At 74.4% G+C, this 23,204-nt stretch carries 22 protein-coding genes; 11 read left to right on the forward strand and 11 right to left on the reverse strand.

The genetic code is table 11. From position 1 onward, the window contains the following. Positions 1-54: 54 nt before the first annotated feature. Positions 55-687 carry an ATP-binding protein gene (locus ACZ5DC_RS20640; RefSeq protein WP_468654619.1) on the reverse strand — a complete coding sequence of 211 codons (633 nt, stop codon included), beginning with the start codon at positions 685-687 and terminating at the stop codon, positions 55-57. A 58-nt stretch (positions 688-745) separates the two neighbouring features. Beyond that, a complete protein-coding gene (locus ACZ5DC_RS20645) occupies positions 746-1,441 on the reverse strand; it encodes a DNA alkylation repair protein (protein ID WP_468654621.1) in 696 nt (231 codons plus the stop codon). A 455-nt stretch (positions 1,442-1,896) separates the two neighbouring features. Between ACZ5DC_RS20645 and ACZ5DC_RS20650 the strand changes: the two genes are divergently transcribed. The 5 genes from ACZ5DC_RS20650 to ACZ5DC_RS20670 all read left to right on the forward strand — a co-directional run bounded on the left by ACZ5DC_RS20650 (position 1,897) and on the right by ACZ5DC_RS20670 (position 6,635). Then, positions 1,897-3,084 (forward strand): lycopene cyclase family protein, encoded by a 1,188-nt coding sequence (locus tag ACZ5DC_RS20650; protein WP_468654623.1) that lies wholly within the window; start codon positions 1,897-1,899, stop codon positions 3,082-3,084. A 66-nt stretch (positions 3,085-3,150) separates the two neighbouring features. Beyond that, entirely contained in the window at positions 3,151-3,870 is a 720-nt protein-coding gene (locus ACZ5DC_RS20655; protein ID WP_468654625.1) for a class I SAM-dependent methyltransferase, read from the forward strand. Next, positions 3,867-5,459 carry an FAD-dependent oxidoreductase gene (locus ACZ5DC_RS20660; RefSeq protein WP_468654627.1) on the forward strand — a complete coding sequence of 531 codons (1,593 nt, stop codon included), beginning with the start codon at positions 3,867-3,869 and terminating at the stop codon, positions 5,457-5,459. The genes ACZ5DC_RS20655 and ACZ5DC_RS20660 overlap by 4 nt, the downstream gene beginning before the upstream one ends. Before the next feature lie 149 nt (positions 5,460-5,608). After that, positions 5,609-6,061: a hypothetical protein gene (locus ACZ5DC_RS20665; RefSeq protein ID WP_468654629.1), complete on the forward strand. Its 453-nt coding sequence runs from the start codon at positions 5,609-5,611 to the stop codon at positions 6,059-6,061. A gap of 97 nt (positions 6,062-6,158) precedes the next feature. Then, positions 6,159-6,635, forward strand: coding sequence for an MSMEG_6728 family protein (locus tag ACZ5DC_RS20670; protein ID WP_366753133.1), 477 nt, complete (start codon positions 6,159-6,161; stop codon positions 6,633-6,635). A 198-nt stretch (positions 6,636-6,833) separates the two neighbouring features. Here ACZ5DC_RS20670 and ACZ5DC_RS20675 read toward each other — a convergent pair whose 3' ends face one another. The 7 genes from ACZ5DC_RS20675 to ACZ5DC_RS20705 form a co-directional block, all read right to left on the reverse strand. Continuing rightward, positions 6,834-6,995, reverse strand: coding sequence for a hypothetical protein (locus ACZ5DC_RS20675; protein ID WP_468654631.1), 162 nt, complete (start codon positions 6,993-6,995; stop codon positions 6,834-6,836). Positions 6,996-7,096: 101 nt separating this feature from the next. Continuing rightward, positions 7,097-7,309, reverse strand: a complete 213-nt coding sequence (locus tag ACZ5DC_RS20680; RefSeq protein WP_468654633.1) for a helix-turn-helix domain-containing protein — start codon at positions 7,307-7,309, stop codon at positions 7,097-7,099. 75 nt (positions 7,310-7,384) lie between these two features. After that, entirely contained in the window at positions 7,385-7,528 is a 144-nt protein-coding gene (locus ACZ5DC_RS20685) for a hypothetical protein (protein ID WP_468654635.1), read from the reverse strand. A 72-nt stretch (positions 7,529-7,600) separates the two neighbouring features. Next, positions 7,601-8,215, reverse strand: a complete 615-nt coding sequence (locus tag ACZ5DC_RS20690) for an Rv1733c family protein (RefSeq protein ID WP_468654637.1) — start codon at positions 8,213-8,215, stop codon at positions 7,601-7,603. A gap of 233 nt (positions 8,216-8,448) precedes the next feature. Next, positions 8,449-9,270, reverse strand: coding sequence for a rod shape-determining protein (locus ACZ5DC_RS20695; protein ID WP_468654639.1), 822 nt, complete (start codon positions 9,268-9,270; stop codon positions 8,449-8,451). Continuing rightward, entirely contained in the window at positions 9,267-9,641 is a 375-nt protein-coding gene (locus tag ACZ5DC_RS20700; protein ID WP_468654641.1) for a TraR/DksA family transcriptional regulator, read from the reverse strand. The genes ACZ5DC_RS20695 and ACZ5DC_RS20700 overlap by 4 nt, the downstream gene beginning before the upstream one ends. A 45-nt stretch (positions 9,642-9,686) precedes the next feature. Next, positions 9,687-9,998: a TraR/DksA family transcriptional regulator gene (locus ACZ5DC_RS20705; RefSeq protein ID WP_468654643.1), complete on the reverse strand. Its 312-nt coding sequence runs from the start codon at positions 9,996-9,998 to the stop codon at positions 9,687-9,689. Positions 9,999-10,336: 338 nt separating this feature from the next. Here ACZ5DC_RS20705 and ACZ5DC_RS20710 point away from each other — a divergent pair, with 338 nt between their 5' ends. From ACZ5DC_RS20710 to secD, 3 genes are all read left to right on the forward strand, one after another. Continuing rightward, entirely contained in the window at positions 10,337-11,290 is a 954-nt protein-coding gene (locus tag ACZ5DC_RS20710) for a sensor histidine kinase (protein ID WP_468654645.1), read from the forward strand. 2 nt (positions 11,291-11,292) lie between these two features. Beyond that, positions 11,293-11,994, forward strand: a complete 702-nt coding sequence (locus tag ACZ5DC_RS20715) for a response regulator (protein WP_468654647.1) — start codon at positions 11,293-11,295, stop codon at positions 11,992-11,994. Between the two features lie 1,039 nt (positions 11,995-13,033). After that, positions 13,034-15,331 carry a protein translocase subunit SecD gene (secD, locus tag ACZ5DC_RS20720; RefSeq protein ID WP_468654649.1) on the forward strand — a complete coding sequence of 766 codons (2,298 nt, stop codon included), beginning with the start codon at positions 13,034-13,036 and terminating at the stop codon, positions 15,329-15,331. A 47-nt stretch (positions 15,332-15,378) separates the two neighbouring features. Here the strand turns inward: secD and ACZ5DC_RS20725 are convergent, their stop codons facing one another. Next, entirely contained in the window at positions 15,379-16,632 is a 1,254-nt protein-coding gene (locus ACZ5DC_RS20725; protein ID WP_468654651.1) for a PP2C family protein-serine/threonine phosphatase, read from the reverse strand. A 194-nt stretch (positions 16,633-16,826) separates the two neighbouring features. Between ACZ5DC_RS20725 and ACZ5DC_RS20730 the strand changes: the two genes are divergently transcribed. From ACZ5DC_RS20730 to ACZ5DC_RS20740, 3 genes are all read left to right on the forward strand, one after another. Next, positions 16,827-17,468, forward strand: coding sequence for a carbonic anhydrase (locus tag ACZ5DC_RS20730; protein WP_468654653.1), 642 nt, complete (start codon positions 16,827-16,829; stop codon positions 17,466-17,468). A gap of 716 nt (positions 17,469-18,184) precedes the next feature. Then, positions 18,185-20,113 (forward strand): maleylacetate reductase and hydroxyquinol 1,2-dioxygenase domain-containing protein, encoded by a 1,929-nt coding sequence (locus ACZ5DC_RS20735; protein WP_468654655.1) that lies wholly within the window; start codon positions 18,185-18,187, stop codon positions 20,111-20,113. 17 nt (positions 20,114-20,130) lie between these two features. Next, positions 20,131-21,903, forward strand: a complete 1,773-nt coding sequence (locus tag ACZ5DC_RS20740; RefSeq protein ID WP_468654657.1) for an FAD-dependent oxidoreductase — start codon at positions 20,131-20,133, stop codon at positions 21,901-21,903. 183 nt (positions 21,904-22,086) lie between these two features. Here ACZ5DC_RS20740 and ACZ5DC_RS20745 read toward each other — a convergent pair whose 3' ends face one another. Continuing rightward, complete coding sequence (locus ACZ5DC_RS20745) at positions 22,087-22,956, reverse strand: helix-turn-helix domain-containing protein (RefSeq protein ID WP_468654659.1); 870 nt, start codon at positions 22,954-22,956, stop codon at positions 22,087-22,089. Positions 22,957-23,204 lie beyond the last annotated feature (248 nt).

Below are 23,204 nucleotides of genomic sequence, written 5' to 3' on the forward strand. Positions count from 1 at the left end.
ACTGTGCGCCAGGGGAGCGGGTGCGCTCCTTCTACCGGCGGCGGGGGCAGGTGCTCAGTCGAACCGGATGTGCCTGATCCCTGTCCAGGCCCGCCGCGCACGTCCGCGCAGTGCTCCGTCCCTGTTCGGGGCGAGTGCCAGGCCGGCGGCAGCGGCGATGCGCTCGGCGACCTCGGGCACGGTGAGGTGGTCGGTCCAGACCTGGTCCCCGAACTCCCGGGCACGCAGGCGCTCCAGACAGAGGTCGAGCCGGGACACGGCGAAGCTCTCGCGACGCAGGGGGGCGTCCTTTCCGGCGACGAACCGGACAACGTGTCCGAAGCCGCGCTCGCGCAGCCGGCGCAGCACCGTCTCACGCTCGGCCAGCAGGGCGAAGTGCCGCACATCATGGCCGCGCTCGCGCAGGCGGCCTACGGTCTCGCGGAAGTACACCGGCTCCACGACCGTCATGGGCACGATCACCGTCCCCTCGTACGTGCTCAGGACGTGATCCAGCACGTCGACCACCCCCAGCCGCCAGGCGGCGAGATCCTGGAAGTCGCCGCGCAAGGACGGGGGCATCATGCGGTGCAGACCGAAGCCCACGTGTTCGGGATCGCAGACGACGCTGTCCGCGAGCCGGCGTCGGAGTTCGTACGCGGTCTGCGTCTTGCCGCCACCGAAGGGACCGTTGATCCACAGGAGCATGCACGCGACCTTACGGGGGCCGGGGCGGTCGCCGGCCGCGCCGGGTTCGTACCCGGCCCTATCGCGCCCTCACGAACCGTGCCCGCTCGGCCGGCGCCAGGCGTTCCGTCGCATGGCGCACGGTGACGCGCGGCAGCTCGTCCAGGTACCGTGCGAGGAAGGCCACCATGAGCGGTTCGTCCCGGCGGCCGATCTCCCGCAGCATCCAGCCGAGCGCCTTGTGGATCAGAGGTTCCGGATCCTGGCGCAACGTCAGGACCAGCCCGAGCGTCGGCTCGAAGCGGCCCGCGCGGATCAGCGCCAGCGTGGCGAGCACCGCGATCCGGCGGTCCCACAGCCGCGCTGACGCGGCGAGTTCGTCCAGGACGCGCAGGTCACCCTCCAGCAGCCAGGGCCCGAGTACGACGTGCGCGGAACCGTCGACCAGGTCCCAGTTGTCCACGCACTCGGTGCGCGCCAGATAGAAGCCGGCCAGCGCCTCGCGGTCTGCGCCGCTCGCCGTGCGCACCCGCTCGGCCAGGACCAGCAGCCCGGCGAAGCGCTCCTCGTGGACACGGCCGCGCAGCAGTACGTCGACGTCGTCGAGGGACAGCTCGCGGTAGGCACGCGCCAGCTTGCGCAGCACCGGCACGCGCACGCCGAGCAGTTCGTCGTCCTCCGCGGGGCTGAGCACCCGCTCCAGTTGCGCCCGCACGGCCGGCTCCGCCAGATTGCGCAACTCGGCCCGCAGGTCCTCGAGCGAAGTGAACGTCATGACGGCGGACGTTAGCGCAGGCGCCCCGTGCACGCCGCGACCGGAGGCTGCCTGTGCCCCGTTTTTTGCGACGCCTCCCTGATCGCCCCCGGCCTGGCGTCGCGCCGTGCCGGCCGCTGCTTCTCCCTCGGCACCGGGTCACCGTCCTCGGCGACCGCGTTCAGGATGCCGCCGTACAGGACGAACGCGGTCGACACGGCGGCGGGAGACCGGCTCCGGCGTCCCGAGGCCGGGGCGGCGGTCCGTCACCCCCTCCTCGCCCGCACGCGGACCCGGCGTGCCCCGGCGCCCGTCGCAGCGGGGCCCGGCGTCCGCGGTGGTGTCTTCCGCGGCGCCGTCCGCCGTGACCTCCGCGTGCCGCATCCGGGTGACCCGCGTCCGTTCGGGCACTCCGGCGGGAAGAGAGGCAGAGCACGTGCACCCACAGCACGGCGCACAGCAGGGAAGGAGCCGTCGTGTTCGAGGCGGACGTGGCCGTTCTGGGCGGCGGAGCCGCAGGACTGTCCCTGGCCCACCGTCTGGCCGGGCCCGCGCGGGGACCGCGGACGCCCTCCGTCGTGCTGGTGGACGCGCCGCCGGGCCCACTGCGCCCACCGCGCCGCACCTGGTGCTTCTGGGAACCGGGCCCGGGGCGCTTCGACGGCGCGCTGACGGCCTCCTGGGGGCATCTGCGCGTACGGCCCCCCACGGGCGACCCGATCGAGGGGGACCTCGCACCGCTGCGGTACAAGATGATCCGGTCCGACGACTTCGAGGAGCTGGTCGGGCGGGACCTGGCGCGCAGCCCGAACGTGCGGCGGCTGGAGGCCACCGTCGAGACGGTGGAGGACATCGAGGGCGGAGCCCGCGTCCAGGTGCGGAGCGCCGGCGGCGCAGCCCGGGTGCTCACCGCCCGCTGGGTGTTCGACTCCCGGCCGCCCGGCAGCCTGCCCGCCGCCCGCACCACCCTGCTCCAGCACTTCCACGGCTGGTTCGTCCGCACCGCACGCCCCGTCTTCGACCCCGGCACCGTCGACCTCATGGACTTCCGCACCCCGCAGCCCGCCGACGGCCTGTCGTTCGGCTACGTCCTGCCCGTCGGACCGCGCGAGGCCCTCGTCGAGTACACGGAGTTCTCATCCCGGCCACTCACCGACGGCGAGTACGAGGCGGCGGTGCGCCACTACGCCGACGACGTGCTGCGTCTCGGCGACGTACAGGTCCTGTCCACCGAGACCGGCGTCATCCCGATGACGGACGCGCCGATGCCCCGGCAGGCCGGGGCCCGCGTCTTCCGCATCGGTGCCGCCGGCGGCGCCACCCGCCCGGCCACCGGCTACACCTTCGCCGGTCTGCAACGTCAGACACGGGCCGTCGCCGCCGCCCTGCGCCGCGGCCGGCGGCCGGCCCCGCCTGCCGCCCACTCCGCCCGGTCCCGCGCCATGGACGCCGTCCTCCTGCGCGCCCTGGCCAGCGGCCGGGTCGACGGCCCCGCGCTGTTCTGCGGCCTGTTCGCCCACGTACCCGCCCCCCGGCTGCTGCGCTTCCTCGACGGACGCACGCGTCTGTGCGAGGACCTCGCCATCGGCCTGCGCACCCCGATCGGCCCGATGCTCCGCTCGGCGCTCGAACTGCCCCTCCTGCCCCGCCGCCCGTTCGACTGAGCCACCCGTCCCGCTCCACCGCCCCGCCCGGCCGATCACCCGCCACCGCACCGACCTGGAGACCGCATGACGCTGCTGCGCGACGAGGACCTCACCGCCGCCTTCGACCACGCCGCCCGCGGCTACGACGGGCTGGTGGCCGCCAACCCCGGCTACCACGCCCACCTGCGGCGCTCGGTACGCCGTCTCGGCCTGCCTGGGTCCGCGGCGGGCCTGCGCCTGCTGGACCTGGGCTGCGGCACGGGCGCCTCGACGGCCGCGCTCCGCGCCGTCCTGCCGGCCGCGCACATCACCGCCGTCGACGCCTCCGCCGGCATGCTGCGGCGGGCCGCCGCCAAGCCCTGGGCGGACGGGGTGACCTTCGTGCGGGCACCGGCGGAACGGCTGGCCGAGGCGGGCGTGACCGGGCCCTTCGACGCGGTCTTCGCCGCCTACCTGCTGCGCAACGTGTCCGATCCCGACGTCGTCCTCACCGCCGTACGGGACCTGCTCGTGCCCGGCGGCCGGCTCGGCGTGCACGAGTACGCCCTCAGCGGCCGCCGCGTCGACCGAACGGTGTGGAGCCTGGTCTGCCGCGGCCTCGTGCAGCCCGTGGCGTCCGTCCTCGGGGACGGCGGGCTGTACCGCCATCTGTGGCGCAGCGTCGTCGAGTTCGACACCGTCGACCGCCTGGCCGCCCGCGTCCGCGCGGCCGGCTTCGAGCGGGTCCGGGCGCTGCCCCTGCCGGGCTGGCAGACCGGCATCACCCACACCGTCGTCGCCCGGCGCGCGGAGAGCGCGCGATGACCGCGGCGGAGCGGGCGGCGGCCGCGGCCGAGCGGCCGGACGGCGATCGTCCCGGACGGGACCGGCGGGCCCGGATGCTGCCGGCGCCGCCCGGCGCCCGGCGCGTCGGCGGGACCCGCCCCAGCGCGGCCGTCGTCGGCGGCGGCATCGCCGGTCTCGCCGCCGCCACGGCGCTCGCCGAACGCGGGGTGGCCGTGACGCTGTACGAGCGGCAGCCGTACCTCGGCGGGCGCGCCGGGGGCTGGCCGACCACCCTGCGGGACGGCACCCGGGTGACCATGAGCCGGGGCTTCCACGCCTTCTTCCGCCAGTACTACAACCTGCGCGGGCTGCTCCGCCGTACCGACCCCGGCCTGCGGCGGCTGACCGGTCTGCCCGACTATCCGCTGCTGCACGCCGGCGGAACGCGCGACAGCTTCCGCCGCGTCCCGCGCACCCCGCCGTGGAGCGCGCTCGGCTTCGCCGCGCTCAGCCCCACCTTCACCCTGCGGGACATGTGCCGCATGAACCCGGTCGCGGCCCTGCCGCTGCTGGACGTCCGCGTCCCCGAGATCTACGACCGGCTCGACCACGTCAGCGCCCACGCGTTCCTCGACGCCGTCCGCTTCCCCGAGAAGGCCCGGCACCTCGCCTTCGAGGTGTTCTCCCGCAGCTTCTTCGCCGACCCCCGGCAGCTCTCGGCGGCCGAGATGGCGCTGATGTTCCACGTCTACTTCCTCGGCTCGGCCGAGGGCCTGCTGTTCGACGTGCCCCGCGCGCCCTTCCCGGCCGCCCTGTGGGAGCCCCTGGCCGGTCACCTGCGGCGGCACGGCGCCGAGGTGCGCACCGCCACGGCCGTCGAACACATCACGCCGGGGCGCGGCGGCGGTCACCAGGTCGTCACGGACCGGGACGAGCGGCATCACGACGCCGTCGTCCTCGCCCTGGACACCGCCGGCCTGCGCCGCCTCGTCGCCCGCTCGGACCTGCTGGGCGACGCCCCGTGGCGCGAGCGGATCGCACGGCTGCGCAACGCGCCGCCGTTCCTGGTGACCAGGCTGTGGCTGGACCGTCCCGTGGCGCCGGGCCGTCCGGGCTTCCTGGGCACCGGCGGATTCGGGAGCCTGGACAACGTCAGTGTCCTGGAGCGCTGGGAGGACGAGGCCGCCCACTGGGCCGCACGCACCGGGGGGTCCGTGGTGGAACTGCACGCCTACGCCGTCCCGGCCGGCGCCGCCCGGGACGTCGAGGAGAAGCGCCTGATCGAACAGATGCACCGCGTCTATCCGGAGACGCGCGACGCCACGATCGTCGACGCCCGCCACGAATGGCGCGACGACTGCCCGCTGTTCCCGGTGGGCGGGCACGGCGACCGGCCGGCCGTCCGCACCCCGGACCCCCACCTCGTGGTGGCCGGCGACCTCGTCCGCACCGGCCTGCCCGTGGCGCTCATGGAACGGGCCGCGACGACCGGCTTCCTCGCGGCCAACGCCCTGCTGGAGCAGTGGGGCGTGCGGGGAGTGACCCTGTGGACGGTTCCACGGCACGGCCGGAACGCCCTGCTGCGGGGCCTGGCCGGCGCCGCCGACCGGGGCTTTGGCACGCGGTGAACGCCCCTCCGCGCATGGCGATCCCGGAGAGCGCGCGGCCACACGACGCACGACGGCTCCTCACCCGTCCGGCCCACGCCGCACGCGGTCGCCCGGTGCGACGGGAAGGGATGCGGGGACCGACAGAGCCACAGCACCCAGGGAGTGCCATGAACGAGTACCAGGGCGGCCCCGAGCACCGGTACCACCGCCCGGAAGGCGTCGACGACCTGACCGTCGAAGCCCTCGGATCGCTGTCGAAGGCCCTGGAGACCACGGAACGCGCCCGCGGCCACCTGTACAGCTTCCACCAGCTGACCGGCGGCGCCGACCGCGAACTGGAACGAGCGGTAGGGCTGTTGCGCGAGGCCGGGCACACCGAGTGGGCGGCGAAGGCCGAGGCGGAGATCCTGGGCCGCGACGTCATCCCCGGTCACTGGACCTTCCAGATCATCGAGGCCTACAACGACACCTACTACGGGCCGTTCCGGGAGCTGGAACGCGGCGTGGTCAACGCACTCGCCCAGGGCCGGGACCACCTGTACGAGGCGGAGATGAAGGAGGCGCGCCGCACCCTCGGACACCCCGGTCACACGGCGAGCCCCCCGGCCGCCGACGGCTGACCGCCCCCTCGCCCCGCCGGGCCCGGCGGCACACCTCCGAATGACCCCGGAGCACCCGAACTCCCGCACCAGCCGCACGACTTCCAGGACGGCGACCATGCAGACGTTCCTGCCCGATGCCGACTTCCGGCGCTCCGCCCTGCTCCTGGACCGGCGCCGCCTGGGCAAGCAGCGGGTGGAGGCACTCCAGGTCCTGCGCGGCCTGACCGTTCCCGGATACGGCTGGCGCAGGCACCCGGCCGTGCGCATGTGGAACGGCTACGAGGAGGCCCTGGTCCGCTACGGGCTCGAAGTATGCCGGGTCTGGCGCGAGCAGGGGCACCAGGACAGCTGTGCCGCGTCACTGATCGCCGGATACGCCGCGGGCCGTCCTGGCGCACACGTGCGCGACCAGCCCGCTCTCGCCGCCGCGGGCGAACTCCCGCCGTGGCTCGGTGACGAGGCCTTCCACCGCAGCCACCAGTCAGCGCTCGTCCGCAAGGACCGGGACACGTACGCACCCGTGTTCCCCGGCGTGCCGGACGACCTGCCCTACGTGTGGCCGTCCTCCGACCGGGAGGGGACGACCGCCTGACCCGGTGCGCCGGACGACGTGGCGGGCCCGGACGGCGGGGCCGCCGACGCAGGCGCACGGCTGGGGGTTTTCCGAAGGCCCCGCCCGCCCTGCGACGCCCTGCGGGGCTCCCACGAGCCGTGCTTCACGACCGACGGGGCCGAGGGGTCGCGGACCGCCCGGTCCGTGTGCCCCGGTCTGCGGCCTTCGTCGGGACGGTCAGGCGCCCGAACCCGAACGGCGGGTCCGCAGCTTGCCGATGAGCCGCTGGGCCTGGGCTCGACGGCGCGGATCGGCGGCGGTACGGCGCACTTGGTCGATCGTGCGCCGACCCTGCGGGCTGTTGGCGAACTGCTTGAGTCGTTGGAGAACTCCTGACATGACACTCCTCTCGCCGGGGGTGCCCTGCTCTCGGCGGGCCCCACGGGGTTCGGCTACCCGTAAACCGGTGGTCCAGCCTCCGGCGTCCGGGGACGCGGCTGTCAGCGCGTCGAATGGGCGGTGCCGGTGCGGACATCGCCGCCCCGTGCCCTGAGAGGCGCGCCGACTTCGGTGAGCACGCGGTGCACGAAGCCGTACGACCGGCCATGAGCCTCGGCTATGGCGCGGATCGACCGCCCCTCCCGGTACTCCTTGGTGAAGGCGTCGGCCAACTCCTTGCGCGCGCTGCCCGTTATCCACTTGCCCTTGTGCACGGAGAATCTCCTCCCGCATCGCCGAAACGTGATCACCGGTTTCCCGCGTCGGCGCGACCCATGCGGGACAAACGGTCACAGGGTCTGTCCGGGCCCGTCACAGCGGTGGCAGACGGTCGCCAAGGGGCCTTCGCCGACCGGATCCTCCAGGACCGCGATCAGGAGCACGAACCAGTCGTGCGCCGTGTCGCCGTCCCACACGGCCTCGATCGCGGCCACGCGGCCCCGGCAGGGGGCGCGGAACGGGCCGCGAGCGAGGGGACGTCGAGCGGACCCTCGGCCGGCCGGGGCCTACGGCGACGGGGTCCAGCGGGGAGCCGTCCGGGCCCAGGCGGTGTCCCACGCGGCGAGGTTGCGGCGCTGGATGACGAGGCAGGCGGCGCCGTAGGCGGCGGCCGCCGCGGCGTGGAGGCCCAGGGTGGCGATGATGCCTGATCCCATGGCGCGGCTGCGGACCTCACGGGGGCTCATCGGCGGGCCGGTGACCGTGCCGTCGGTGCCGACCCAGACGCGGACCGCGCTGCCCCGGGGGAGCGCGGGCTGGACGTCGGCGGTGGCCGTGCGGGTGCGCCCGTGCGGGTCGGTGAAGCGGACCTCGGCCGGGTAGCGGGTCTTCCTGGCCTCGGCGGATCCGGGTTCGGGGTGGTGCCGGGAGTCCTCCAGGAGGACGGCGGTGGTCTGGTGACGGGTGGCGGCCTGGTGCTGGGCGGCGCGGGCGTAGTGGCGGTGGGCGGCGTCGCCGACGAGGACCATGGTGACAGGGGTGGCCGCCAGCGCGGCCAGCAGCAGGCACAGACGTGCCCACGCCCGGACCAGGTCGCTGCGGCGGCACAGGGGGTTGCGTCTCAGGCGCCGGAGCGCGGGTCCGGGCGAGTCCTCGGGAGGGGGCGGATTGCGGCCGGGCACGTGTCCTCCTTCCGGCGTGGACGCAGTGGACGGGGCACCCGGGGCGCCCGGGGAAGCGGGGCACGAGCGCGGCCCGGCAGTGTGTCTCGCCGTTCGTCCCGGGGTCTCGCCGTTCGTCCCCGGGGCCACGGGACTCGGCACGTACGTCTGCCCCCTCGCCGTCGGTCACCCGACGCGCCGAGCCATCCCCCTCCGCCTCACGGCCGCACGCGTCGAACCCCGCGCGCCACGGTCTAGCGGGGGCGGACGGGCGGGAGAACGCCGGACGCGGAGGGGTGGGTGTGGGCGGCTTGCAGGAGCTTGGCGGCCCCGCGAACCGCTGCGGTGTGCGGGGCCGTGACCACGTGCAGCGGCATGTGCAACCGCTCGGTGAGACTGCGGGTGATCCCGGGACGCAAGGCGCCCCCACCGGCCAGCAGGACGCCGCGGTGCGCCGCGTCGGCGGCGAGCGAGGTGCGGTCCTGCCGGAGCATCGCGGTCAGCATCGAGGCCACCGCCCCGGCGATCTCCTCCGGTGTGGTCGTGTCGTCCAGATCGCCGGTGCCCAGGGCGGTGCGGCGCGCGTCGGTGATGTCACCGCCGGCCAGCAGCACCACCTCGGTGAGATGGGCGCCGATGTCCACCACCATCAGCGGACGGGACATGTCCGCGCCGGCCGCCACGGCGATGGCCCGGGCGCTGGGCACGGTCAGGACGCTGCGCGGACGCAGCACGTCGACCGCGCCACGGGCGTGGGCGCGGTAGGCGACGCCGTCCAGGACGGGCGCGGTCACGATGACCATGGGGCGGGCGGAGCGCGGCAGGCGGTGGGCGAGCAGACGGTGGAGCATACGGGCGCACTCCGGGGTGTCGATGATGGTGCCGCGCTGGATGGGGTGCACCGCGCCGGAGCCCGGGAAGGTCACGGAGGGCACGTCGACGACCACGCCCTTTCCGGCGATCCAGGCGCGGGTGCGCGCGCTTCCCATGTCCAGGGCGACGCCGCAGCAGCGCCGGCACAGCGGCCAGGGCAGGTGCCGGACGGCGGCGGTGCGGTCGTGGCCGGTGCCGGTCATGGGACCGCCCGCCTGACCTGCTGGCAGCGGACGCAGTAGCGGCACTGCGGCACGATCATCAGCCGCTCCCGGTCGACGGGGCGCCGGCACAGGTGGCAGATGCCGTACGAGCCGTCGTCCATGCGCCGCAGGGCCGCCTCGACGTCGGCGAGGACCATGCGGGCGGACGCGGCCAGCTTGACGCGTACCTCGATCTGCGCGGCGTCCTGCCGCTGCAGCCGGTCCTCGGCGCGTGAGGTGACCGGCCCGGCGAGCTGCAGCAGTTGCTCCTGGCGGAACAGGCGCTGCTCCTGGAGGTGCCGGCGCAGCGCGGCGAGGTCATCGGCCGACAGGTGTGCCGTGCTCTGGCCGATCGTCTGGTGGTTCACCACTTCACCCCTTCGGGGGCAGGAGGAGGGCGGCGTGACGGGCGGTGGTCAGGTGGCGCGGCGCTGGCAGGCGACGCAGTAGCGGGTGTAGGGCAGGATCTCCAGCCGTTCCGCGGGGATGGGCTTGGCACAGTCGTGGCAGGCGCCGTAGGAGCCGTCGTCGACGCGGGTGAAGGCATCCTCGATCTCCTTCAGGACCCGCTTCATGGCGGACTTCTGCTCGGACAGCAGGTACGCGTCCGTGGTCTGCACGGTCTCGTCGAGCGCCTGGAGCTGGGCCAGCCGCGAGACACGGGCGTGCTCCAGGTGCCGTCGGGCCTCGTCCGGGTGGGGTTCGGCCCGGGTGACGTCGAGTGACATGGTCGGTTCCTTTCACGGCGGCCCACGGCGCGGCGGCGTCGCCGAGCCGCACGCTCGTCGTCGGCGGTGATCGTGTGCCTCCCACCATGGCCGGGCCGGCGGCGGACACCCATCGGGCGCGGAACCCATCTACGCGGGGGCGCGGGACCCATACGGGAGGGCCATGGGTGGTGCGCGCCCCGTGAAATGGGGTCCGAGCCCCATCGACGCGGCACACGCGGCGGGGGGACGCTGGCCGCAGGCGCACCCGAGCGCCCCGGTACCGTGGACGCGGTGGGGCTGCGCGATGGCCGACAGTGGAGGTGGACCGAGAGTGTAGAAGGGGAGGCGTGGGGCCGGTGTCCTTGTTCTGGCGGATCTTCGCCCTGAACGCCGTCGTGCTGGGCACGGCGACCGCCCTGCTCCTGTGGGCCCCGGTGACCGTCTCCGTGCCGGTCCTGCTCACCGAGGCGGTCATCCTGGTCGGCGGAATGGCCGTGATGCTCGTCGCCAACGCCGTGCTGCTGCGGCTCGGACTGGCCCCGCTCGACCGGCTCACGAAGCTCATGACCACCGTCGACCTGCTGCGCCCCGGCCAGCGTCTGCCGGCTTCCGGGGGCGGCGAGGTCGCCGAGGTGATCCGCACGTTCAACGCCATGCTGGAGCGGCTGGAACACGAGAGGGCCACCAGCAGCGCCCGCGCCCTGCTGGCCCAGGAGGCCGAACGCCGCCGCATCGCCCAGGAGTTGCACGACGAGGTCGGCCAGAGCATGACCGCGATCCTGCTGGGACTGAAGCGGGCCGCGGACGAGGCACCGGCGGCGCTGCGGGAAGAGCTGCACGAGGCGCAGGAGATCACCCGGCAGAGCCTCGACGAGGTCCGTCGCCTGGTACGCCGGCTGCGGCCCGGCGTGCTGGACGACCTGGGGCTGGTCAGTGCGCTGACCTCGCTCACCGAGGACTTCGCCACGCACACCGGGCTGCGGGTCAGCCGCCGGTTCGACGCCGACCTGCCCGCCCTCGCGCCGGAGACCGAACTGGTCCTCTACCGCGTGGCCCAGGAGTCGCTGACCAACGTCGCCCGGCACGCGGACGCCCAGCGGGTCACGGTCGCCCTGCGCCACGCCGACGACAGCGTGGTGCTGACGGTCACCGACGACGGCTCCGGCATCAAGGCCCCCCGCGAAGGCGCCGGCATCCGCGGCATGCGCGAGCGGTCCCTGCTCATCGGGGGGAGCCTCGAGATCACCCCGGCTCCCGGTACCGGCACCCGGGTCCAGCTCACCGCGTCCGTTCCCAGGAAGCAGCCCTGACCATGCCCGACGCCACGACGCCCTCGGCGGGGACACCGCACCGGACGGCCTCCCGGAGCACGATCCGTATCCTGCTCGCCGACGACCACGCGCTGGTCCGGCGGGGTGTGCGGCTCATCCTCGACCAGGAACCGGACCTGGAGGTGGTCGCCGAGGCCGGCGACGGCGCCGAGGCCGTCGGCCTGGCCCGCACCCATGACGTGGACCTGGCCGTGCTGGACATCGCCATGCCGCGCATGACCGGCCTGCAGGCCGCCAGGGAACTGGCCGTCCTCAGGCCGGGCCTGCGCATCCTGATGCTCACCATGCACGACAACGAGCAGTACTTCTTCCAGGCCCTGAAGGCCGGCGCGAGCGGGTACGTGCTGAAGTCGGTCGCCGACCGGGACCTGGTCGCCGCGTGCCGGGCCGCGATGCGGGACGAACCGTTCTTGTACCCCGGCGCGGTCACCGCCCTGATCCGCAACTACCTGGACCGGGCCCGACGCGGCGAGGAAGCCCCCGACCAGGTCCTCACACCCCGCGAGGAGGAGGTCCTGAAGCTGGTGGCCGAGGGGCACTCGTCGAAGGAGATCGCCGAGCTGCTGTTCATCAGCGTCAAGACGGTCCAGCGGCACCGCGCGAATCTGCTGCAGAAGCTCGGCCTGCGTGACCGCCTGGAACTCACCCGGTACGCCATCCGCGTCGGCCTGATCGAACCCTGACGTCCCGTCCGACCCCACCGGTGGCCGCCCGCTCCCGGACCCGGCATCCGCACACCACGACGAGAGGGGAGGGGCATGCGCCACGCCTCCCGCCGAGGAAACGCCCGGCTCTCCGCCGGAGCGGTCCTGGCGGCCGTCGTCCTGACACTGCTGACCACGGTGGGCCTCACCGGCCCCGCGAGTGCGGGCGGCGCCGCGGTGAGGGGTGGCCCTGCGATGACGGGCGGCCCGGCGTTCGGGGGTGGCCCCGCGATGACGAGCGGCGCCTCGGCGGCGGGTGGCGCCGGGATGACGGGCGGTTCCGTGATCGCGGACGGCCCTGCGATGACGGGCGGCCCGGCGTTCGGGGGTGGCCCCGCGATGACGGGCGGCGCCTCGGCGGCGGGTGGCGTCGGGATGACGGGCGGTTCCGTGATCGCGGACGGCCCCGCGATGACGGGCGGCCTTTCGACGGCGGGTGGACCCGCGATGACGAGCGGCGCCTCGGCGGCGGGTGGCGCCGGGACGGCAGGCGGCCCCGCGACCCCGTACGGTTCCTCAGCCCCGGGTGCTCCCGCCGCTATGGGCGGCCCCCTGGACACGGGCGGCCCTGCCACCGCGTACGGTTCCGCAGCCCCGGGCGACCCCGCGCCCCCGGGTAGCCCCGCGCCCACGAGTGGTCCCATGCCCGCGGACGGCCCCCCGGCCGTGATCGCGGAAGGAGCGGGTCACCACCTGGACCCCGGGCCGCGCGTCGACGACGGGTGTGACCCCTTCTGCGTCGTCCGGGCGGCACCGCGTCAGGAGCAGCACGGCGAACTGCCCGCTCCGCGTTGCCATCCCGGTGTCTGTCCCGAGGGCACGGACGTCGGTCCGCCCCGCCCGGCGCGGCACACGGAATCCACCCGGCACGTCCCCTCCTCGGGTCCTCACGCACCCCCTGACCGTGGCCGGGCGCCGCCGGTCGCCTCCGGCACCTGACACCCCCTCACTTTTCCCTCACCGCTCACCCCGCCCCCGGCCCGCGCCGTGGCCGTGGTGTGCCTGCCGGAGGCTCCCGTTGACCCGTTCCCAGCGGGTGAGGGCGTTGCTCGCCCTCGCCGTGATCGCCGTATCGCTGTACATCGCCGTCACCGTGCCGGTCCGTCTCGGACTCGACCTGCGCGGCGGCACCCAGATCGTGCTCCAGACCCGGTCCACCGCCACCACCGACGCCGACCGCGCGGCCACCGACCGCACCCTGGAGGTGCTGCGCGGCCGCATCGACGCGCTCGGCGTCGCCGAACCCACCCTCGTCCGCTCCGGCGACGACCGCATCCTCGTCGAACTGCCCGGTGTGCAGGACCCGAAGAAGGCCGCCGACGTCCTGGGCCGCACCGCGCAGCTCACCTTCCACCCCGTGCTCGGCACCGCTGCCGACGCCGGCGACGACTCCCGTTCCCTGCCGGGGCGGTCCCGGGAATCCGTCCTGCCCGACGAGTCCGGTACGCCCCTGCGCCTCGGTGCCGCCGCCCTGACCGGCGCGCACGTCGAGGAAGCCGCCGCCCGCTTCGACCAGCAGGGCGGCGCCGGCTGGCACGTCACCGTCGGCTTCGCCGGCGCCGGCCGCGACGGCTGGGCCCGGCTGACCGGCGAGGCCGCCTGCCACCCGCCGGGCGCCCCGGAGCGGCGGGTCGCCATCGTCCTCGACGGCAAGGTCATCTCCTCACCGCAGGTCGACCCGTCCGTCGCCTGCGGGACCGGCATCCGCGACGGCGCCACACAGATCACCGGCTCCTTCGGCCCCGAGGAAGCCCGCGAGCTGTCCCTGCTCATCAACGGCGGAGCGCTGCCCGTGCCGGTCGAGACCGTCGAACAGCGCACCGTGGGCCCGACCCTGGGCGCGCAGGCCATCACGGCAAGTGCCTGGGCGGCGGCCATCGGCACGGCGCTGACCTCGCTGTTCATCATCGCCGTCTACCGGCTGATGGGAGCGCTGGCCGCCGTGGCCCTGGTCTGCTACGGCCTGGTGTCCTACGCCGCTCTGGCCGTGCTGGGCGCCACCTTGACCCTGCCGGGCCTGGCCGGTTTCGTCCTGGCGATCGGCATGGCCGTGGACGCCAACGTGCTGGTCTTCGAACGGGCCCGCGAGGAGTACGCCGCCCGCCGCCGCCCCAGTGCCCGTTCGGCGCTGGCGGCCGGGTTCCGTAACGCGCTCAGCGCGATCGCCGACTCCAACATCACCACCCTGATCGCCGCCGCCCTGCTGTTCTTCCTCGCGTCCGGACCCGTGCGGGGCTTCGGTGTGACCCTCGGCATCGGCGTGCTCGCCTCCATGTTCAGCGCCCTGGTGATCACCCGGGTGTTCGCCGAGTACGCCGCCGGCCGCCCCGGGCTGCGCCGCCGCCCGCACCTGACCGGCATCGCGACCACGGGCGCCGTCCGTGCCCGGCTCACCCGGCGCGACCCCCACCTCATGCGCCGCCCGCGCCGCTGGCTGGCCACGTCCGCCGCCGTGCTCGTCCTGGCCGCGTCGGGCATCGCGGTGCGGGGCCTCGAACCGGGTGTGGAGTTCACCGGCGGCCGCCTCGTGGAGTACGCCACCAGCGCGCCCGTCGACGCCGACCGGGCCCGCACCGCGCTCGCGGAGGCCGGATTCCCCCGGGCCGTCGTGCAGTCCTCCGGCGACAGCGGCCTGACCGTGCGCACCGAGCAGCTGACCGACGCCGAAGAAGCCGAGGTCACCGGCGCGGTACGCGACCTCGCGGGCGGGGCGGACAAGGTGCGCGACGAACTGATCGGCCCCAGCCTCGGCAAGGAGCTGCGCCGGGACGCCCTGACCGCGCTCGCCGTGGCCCTCGGTGCGCAGCTCGTCTACCTGGCGGCGCGCTTCCGTCTGCTGTTCGGCACCGCCGCGGTCGCGGCCCTCGCCCACGACGTGGTGATCCTCGTCGGCGTCTTCGCCTGGCTGGGCAAGCCCGTCGACGGGGTGTTCCTGGCAGCCCTGCTCACCGTCATCGGCTACTCGGTGAACGACTCCGTGGTCCTCTTCGACCGCGTCAGGGAACTGACCCGCACAGCCGGACCGACCCGCCGAGCCGCCTCCACACCGCTGCCCGACCTCGCGAACCAGGCGATCCTCCAGACCCTGCCCCGCACGGTGAACACCGGCATGGGCGCCGTCTTCATCCTCACCGCCCTCGCCGTGCTCGGCGGGTCCTCGCTCACCGACTTCGCCCTGGCCCTGCTCATCGGCCTCGCGGTCGGCACCTACTCCTCGGTCTTCACCGCCGCTCCGGTGGCCCTGGAACTCCACCGGCACGGCGCCGACGACCGCGGGCGTCATCGTCCGAAACCCGTCGGTACCGCACCGTCCTGACGGACGTGCCGCGGCGAAGGGAGCGTCACGTGGCGGTGCCGTCACGGTCAGAGGCGTACGACGATCAGCGCGATGTCGTCGCGGCCGCCGCTTGAGACGCCGAGGCGTGCCAGGACCGTGTCGGCGAGTTGTCCGGTGCCGAGGCGACCGTGTGCGCCGAGCACGTCGGTCAGGCGTCCGAGGCCGGCGTCGATGTCCTCGCCGCGGCGCTCGATCAGCCCGTCGGTGTACAGCACCAGGGTGTCGCCGTGTCTGTAGGACAGGCTGGCCTGCGGGCGGGGAACGTGCTGGGGGCGGGCGCCCAGCGGTGGGTCGGTGGCCTGGTCGAGCAGTTCCCAGTCGCCGCCGGGGTGGAGGAGCACCGGCGGTGGGTGGCCGGCGTTGCTGTACGTGATCAGGCGGCAGCGGGTGTCGGCGAGTACCTGGACGGCGGTGGTGCCCAGCGCGTCCTCGATGGACCGGGCGTACAGGCCGAGCACTTCCAGCGCCTGGGCGGGGCGTTCCAGGGCGCGGGTGGCCGCCGACAGGGCGCTGCGGAGCATGCCCATCACGGCCGCGGCCCGCAGGCCGTGGCCGATGACGTCGCCGACAGCGAGGGCGAGCCGGTCGGGCGGGATGTCGACGACGTCGTACCAGTCGCCGCACACGTTGAGGGAGCCGGTGGCGGGCAGGTAGCGGACGGTCACATCGTGGGGGTGCTGGGCCAGGTCGGGGGCGTGGAGCATGGCTTCCTGCAAGGCGAGGGCGACCGTGCGTTCCCGCGTGTGGGCCTGGCGCAGTTCCTCGTTCAGCCGCTGGAGCTCCCGCGCCCGTGAGTACAGTTCGGCCTCCAGCGCCTGGGTTTCCTCCAGGTACTGGCCCGCCCGGAGGCCGGCGGGCCGCACGGCCTGGTGGGCCTTGACGAAGGCGGTGACGTCCTCCACCCGGTGGATGATGTAGGCCACCTGCCCGTCCGGTCCGAGGACGGGGGTGTTCACCGGGGACCACCACCGTTCCTCGAAGACGCCCGGCCGGTCCATGACGGGGATGTCGTACTTCTGCAGGCCCATCGTGTCGGGCCGGCTGGTGGTCAGGACCCGGTGCAGCGAGGCGTCGAGGTTGCGGACCCCGTCGGCCTCCGGGTCGGCGGGGTTGTCGGGGAACGCGGTGAAGACGTGCCGGCCGAGCAGTTCCTCGCGGGTGCGTTCGGTGGCCTCCAGGTACGCCTGGTTGACATCGACGATGATCAGGTCCGGGCCCAGTACCAGGTACGGGCTCGGTGTGGCGGCGAACAGCGCCGCGTGATCGACCCGAGATGCCACCGGCGGCGCTCCCTTCCGGCCCCCACAGCCCTCACCCTCAACTTACGGTCCGCCCCGCGTCCGCGCCCGCCGTCCCCTCTCCGCACCGCCGGCCCCCGTACCGGGGCCGCCCCGGGCCGCCGGCATCACCCGACGCGGCGACGACAGGGGGACCAGGCGCTGCGCCGACCGGTGCCGGGTTCTAAGCTGCGGTCATGACCGAGATCCAGACCCCGACGCCCCGCGACGCCTTCGAGCTGCTGCTGGCCGGCAACCAGCGCTTCGTCGCCGGCACGCCCGAGCACCCGAACCAGGACGCCACCCGCCGTACGGAGATCGCACCGTCCCAGCAGCCCTTCGCCGTGCTGTTCGGGTGCTCGGACTCCCGGCTGGCCGCCGAGATCATCTTCGACCGCGGTCTGGGGGACCTCTTCGTGGTGCGCACCGCGGGCCACGTGGCGGGCGCGGAGGTGCTGGGCAGCATCGAGTACGGCCTGGACGTGCTGGGCTGTCCGCTGGTCGTGGTGCTCGGTCACGACTCGTGCGGCGCGGTCGGCGCGGCGTGCGCCGCGCTGGAGGACGGCATGACCCCGTCCGGCTACGTCCGGGACGTCGTCGAACGGGTGACTCCCAGCGTGCTGGCGGCGCGGGCCGCCGGACGGGTCGAGCCGGACGAGATCCTCGCCGAGCACATAAGGCACACCGTCGACCTGCTGCTGGACCGCTCCCGGGTGCTCGCCGAGAAGGTCGCCGCCGGCCAGGCCGCCGTGGTGGGCCTGTGCTACCGCCTCGCCGACGGCAGCGCACAGCTCGTCGCCTCCCACGGCCTCGACGCGGCGCTCCCCACCGCGTCCTGACCGCCGGCCCCCGCCCCCTGGAAGCGCAGCCCGCCCCCGCGCCGACCTGACGGGGGCCGGGCGGCGCCGGAGCCGGCCGGGCAGCCATGAAACCGGGGTTCACTCCGCTACCGCCGGCCACACTGATCGGCGTCGCGGCGCCGGACGTTGCCGAGCACCCGGTCGGGAGCGAGGCGGCGCGGAGCTGCCGCGGCTCCCGCCAGGGCCGCCGTAAACGCGGACGGGACGACCGGCACCCCGCGCCCCGCAACGGGCGTACGCGCGCCCCCGCCGTGTCGCGCGCCGTGCACCGGCCCGGACGTGCAGCCCTCGCCGGGTCCTGCGCGGTATGCCGGCCCAGACGTACAGCCCCGCCGTGGCGTCCCTGGTGCGCTGGTACCAGACTCACAGTCCCCGCCGTGACGTCCCCGGTGCGCCGGTACCAGACTCACAGCCCCGGCCGTGGCGTCCCCGGTGCGCCGGTACCGGACTCACAGCCCTCGCCGGGTCCTGCGCGGCGTGCCGGCCCGGACGTGCAGCCCTCGCTGTCGCGTCCCCCGTGCGCCGGCCCGTATACCACCCGGCCCTGTCGTGTCCGGGGCACCCGCCCCGGACGCGCACGCGTGTTTCGTGCAGCGCGGCGCGCGCATCGTGCAGGACGACGTGTCTGCCTCCTGCGCACACTCGGTGATCCAAGCCATCGGCGCACACCGGATGACAGACGGAGGCAGAACTCCATGCGGACGTTCGTCCACACATCCCGTCCCTCGCGGGTCGTCTTCGGATCCGGCACGGTGGACCGGCTCCGCGAGGAGGTCCAGCGGCTCGGCCGCTCCCGTGTCCTGCTCCTGTCCAGCCGGCCCCTGGCCCGCACCACCACACGGGTCCGCGAGGCGCTCGGGGACCTCGTGGCGGCGGAGTTCGGCGGTGCCGCCATGCACACCCCGTTGGACGTGACCGAGCAGGCGCTGGACGTGCTCACCCACGCCTCGGCCGACGTGATCGTGGCCGTCGGCGGCGGCTCGACGACCGGCCTGTCCAAGGCGCTGGCGCTGCGCACCGACCTCCCGCAGGTGATCCTGCCGACCACCTACGCCGGTTCCGAGGTGACCCCGGTGCTCGGCGAGACCCGGGACGGGCGCAAGGTCACCCGGTCCTCCCCGGCGATCCTGCCCGAGACCGTCGTCTACGACGTCGACTTCACCCTCGCGCTGCCGCTGCCCCTCACGGTGACGAGCGGCGTCAACGCCCTCGCGCACGCCGTCGAGGCCCTCTACTCGGCCGACGCCGACCCGGTGACGGACCGGCAGGCCCTCGACGCGATCTCGGGCATCGCCCGGGCGCTGCCCCGGCTGGCCGCCGACCCGGCCGACCCGGAGGCCCGGACCGGCCTGCTGCACGCCGCCTGGCTCGCCGGGACCTGCCTCGCCACGGTCGGCATGGGCCTGCACCACAAGCTGTGCCACACCCTCGGCGGCAGCTTCGGCCTGCCGCACGCCGAGACCCACACCGTCGTCCTGGCACACGCCATGGCGTACAACGCTCCCGCCGTCCCCGAGGTCATGCGCCGCATCGCCGACGCCCTGGGGGTGCCCGACGCGCCGAGCGGTGTGTACGACCTGATCGTCTCCCTGGGCGGCCCCACCTCCCTGCGCGACCTCGGCATGGCGGAGGCAGACCTGGCGCGCGCCGCCGAGCTGGCCGCCGCGACGCCGTACCCCAACCCGCGCGAGCTGACCACCGAGGGCATCGGTGAGCTGCTGGCCGGAGCCTGGCAGGGATGCCGCCCGCAGGGGCCGCCCTCGACGGAGGCGAAGCTGGCCCGGCTCACCGAGGAGGTGGTGGCCAGCTTCGCGCACGCCCCCGACGCCAGGGTCCGTACGCTGATGGCCGACCTCGTCCGGCACCTGCACACGTTCGTCGCGGCCAACGACGTCACGGACGCCGAATGGCAGTACGCCATCGACTTCCTCACCCGTACCGGGCAGATCTGCGGTCCGACCCGCCAGGAGTTCGTCCTGCTGTCCGACACGCTCGGCGTCTCCAGCGCGGTGGACCTGCTCACCAACTCCCGCACCCCCGGCACCACCCCGTCCGCGGTGCTCGGCCCCTTCTACGTGGAGGGCCCGCCCGAGGCCGCGCCCGGCAGCGACATCTCCGGCGGCCTGCCCGGCACCCCGCTGTGGGTGGACGTCCGCGTCACGGACGGCGAGGGCGAGCCGGTCAAGGACGCGGTGGTGGACGTGTGGCAGTCCAACGAGGACGGCTTCTACGACGTACAGCTCCCCGATCTGGAGGGGCCGGTGCTGCGGGCCCGGCTGCGCAGCGACGGCCAGGGGCGGGTCACCTTCTGGTCCATCCTGCCCTCGTACTACCCGATCCCCGCCGACGGACCGGTCGGGCAGATGCTCGACGCGGTCGGCCGTCACCCCTACCGGGCGCCCCACCTGCACTTCATGTTCGACGCGCCCGGCCACCGCCGGCTCGTCACACAGCTGTTCGTGGCCGGCGGAGCGTACCTGGACAGCGACACCGTCTTCGGCGTCAAGGACGAACTCGTCGTGGACTTCACCCCGGGGTCCGGCCCCGCCCCCGACGGCCGTCCGGTCGACGGTCCGTGGTGCCGGCTCGACTACACCTTCCGTCTCGCCCCCCAGGCCGGATGACCGAGGAGCGCACACCCATGACGACCACCGACCCGCTCGACGCCTACGACACCGACGTCCTCGTCGTCGGCAGCGGCCCCGCAGGCGGCTCGGCCGCCCTGCTGCTGGCCACCTACGGCGTCCGCACCCTGCTGGTCACGAAGTACGGATGGCTCGCCAACACCCCCCGGGCGCACATCACGAACCAGCGCACCATGGAGGTCCTGCGCGACCTCGGCGTCGAGTCCGAGGCACTGGCCCTCGGCAGCCCCTCGCACCTGATGGGGGACACCGTGCTGTGCACGGCGCTCACGGGCGAGGAGATCGGCCGCATCCGCAGCTGGGGCACCGGCCCCGCGACGGCCACCGAGTACTCCGCCAAGAGCCCCTGCGAGATGATCGACCTGCCGCAGACGTATCTGGAGCCGATCCTCGTCGACAACGCGGCGGCCCGCGGCGCCAAGGTCCGCTTCGACACCGAGTTCATCAGCTTCGACCAGGACGAGGACGGGGTCACCGCCCTGCTGCGCGACCGGGTCCGGGGCGACGAGTTCACGGTCCGGGCCCGCTATCTGATCGGCGCCGACGGCGGACGCAGCGCGGTCGCCGGGCAACTCGGCCTGCCCTTCGCCGGCCGCATGGCCAAGGCCGGCAGCATGAACATCGTCTTCAAGGCCGACCTCGCCCGGTACTGCGCCCACCGTCCGAGCGTCCTGTACTGGGTGCTGCGGCCCGGCGCGGACACCGGAGGCATCGGCATGGGCCTGGTCCGCATGGTCCGCCCCTGGAACGAGTGGCTGCTGGTGTGGGGTTACGACATAGAGCAGCCGCCGCCGCGGGTCGACGAGGAGGCCGCGCGCGCGATCGTCCGCGACCTCGTCGGTGATCCGGACCTGCCGGTGGAGATCACGTCGACCTCGCTGTGGACCGTCAACCACGCCTACGCCGTGGAGTACGCGAGCGGCAGGGTCTTCTGCGCCGGCGACGCCGTGCACCGCCATCCGCCGTCCAACGGACTGGGCTCCAACACCTCCGTCCAGGACGCGTACAACCTCGCGTGGAAGCTCGCGATGGTGATCCGCGGTGAGGCGGGCCCCGCGCTGCTCGACAGCTACACGGCCGAACGCGCCCCCGTGGGGCGGCAGATCGTCGAACGGGCCAACCTCAGCCGCGACCAGTTCGGGCCGGTCTTCGACGTGCTCGGCGTCGGCGGCGGCAGCGACGCGGAGGCCATCGCCGAGGGGATCGCGGCCATACGGGCGCGGACACCCGAGGGCGCCAAGAAGAGACGGCGGCTGGAGGAGGCGATCCAGCTGAAGAACTACGAGTTCAACGCGCACGGCGTGGAGATGAACCAGCGGTACGTCTCCGGCGCGGTGCTCTCCGACGACAGCCCGGCCGAAGTCTGGGCGGGCGACCGCGAGTTGGTGCACCAGCCGACGACCCGGCCGGGCGCCAAGCTGCCGCACGCCTGGCTGGTCGACGCACAGGGCGAGCGCGTCTCCACGCTGGACGCCGTCGGCCACGGCGTCTTCACCGTGCTGACCGGCCTGTCCGGCGGTGTCTGGGACACGGCCGCGCGCGCCTGCGCTGACGCCCTCGGCGTACCGCTGCGCGTGGTCCGCGTCGGTGACGACGACTACCGTGACGCCTACGGCGAGTGGAGCCGCGTCAGCGAGATCGCCGAGGACGGCGTGCTGCTGGTGCGCCCGGACGGACACGTCGCCTGGCGCCGGGCCACCGCCGCCGGGACCGACGAGGCGGCGCGGGACGAACTCCTCGGCGCGCTCCGCCACGTCCTGGCGCGGTAGGGGAGGACCCGGTCGGCCTCGCCCCGCGGCACACCCTCACCGGGCGGCTGCGAGCGGGGGAGTGGGCAGGGGGTGCGGAACTCCCGTCTGGCCGCGGCGGGAGGGGGCGCCCGGACGGCGGAGGTGTGCGTCCGGGCGGGCCAGGCACCGGCGCTGGAACGCTGGGAGCCGTGGCCGCGCCGGTCAGCCCGCGCGGCGCAGTGCGGCGGGGGTGGTGCCGAGCCGGGCGCGCATCACCCGGGTGAGGTGCTCCTGGTGGGAGAACCCGCAGGCGACGGCCACCTCGGCGATCGGGTCGCTGCCGGCGCGCAGCAGCCGGCAGGCCCGCTCCAGGCGCAGGCCGAGCAGGAACTGGTGCGGCGACTGGCCCGTGCTCGCCCGGAACCGCCGGGTGAACTGGCTGCGGCTCAGTGAGGCCGCGTCGGCGAGGTCCGCGATCGGCAGCGGTTCGGCCAGCCGTTCCTCCATGAGCGCGCGGACGGCGGCGAAACGGCGTGCGGACAGCCCGGACCGCCGGTCCGCCGGCACGGCCTCCCGGACGCCGTGCCGACGGGCGAGCTGTGCGGCGAGCATCCCGGTCAGGTGGTCGGTGTAGGTACGGGCCGACGGTTCCCACGAGCGCACCGCGCCGGCCAGCGCGAGCAGGAGCTGCTCGGCCAGGGGGTCGGTGGTGCCGAGTTCCTCGGACAGCTCCACGCGCCGTCCGTCGTTCGCCTCGCACAGCGCGTCGTCGGTGAGGTAGGCGTGGACCGTGTCGAGCGTGCCGCCCAGTTCGACGGCGAGCGTCCGGCCGGCCGGTTGCAGGAACAGCCCACCGGCCGGGATGGTCCTGGACCGGGTGACCGCACCCCGTCCCCGCCGCACGGTGACGGGGCCGCTCAGGTGCAGGATCAGCAGATGCGTGGGCGCCGGATCGAAGGCGGCACGATAGGGCTGCTCCTCCTGGACGGAGACGTACAGCCGCTCCCACCCGAGCCCGGCACTGCTGTGCCGCGTCCGTACGCCGGGTTGCCGAAGGATGCCGACGGTGTCGGCCAGGCCCAGCTCCGCCATGGTGCGACCTCCTCGTGGCACCGAATGTTGTTGAATAGTAAACCGTGATGGCGGGAGCGGAAGGGTGTGCGGCACCACCGGCACACAGAACACGGCGGCGAGTGCGTCGCGGAACCGCTCAGGCGGCGCGCGTGGCCCGGTCGCACCGGGCCGGCGCCGGCACGGTCGCGAGGTACGCGGTCGCCAGGAGGCCGCCGGCGTCCCGTACCCGCGGCAACAGCCCGCAGGCGGTGCCGAGTCGGAGCGCA

Source organism: Streptomyces sp. NPDC031445 (genome assembly GCF_055581365.1).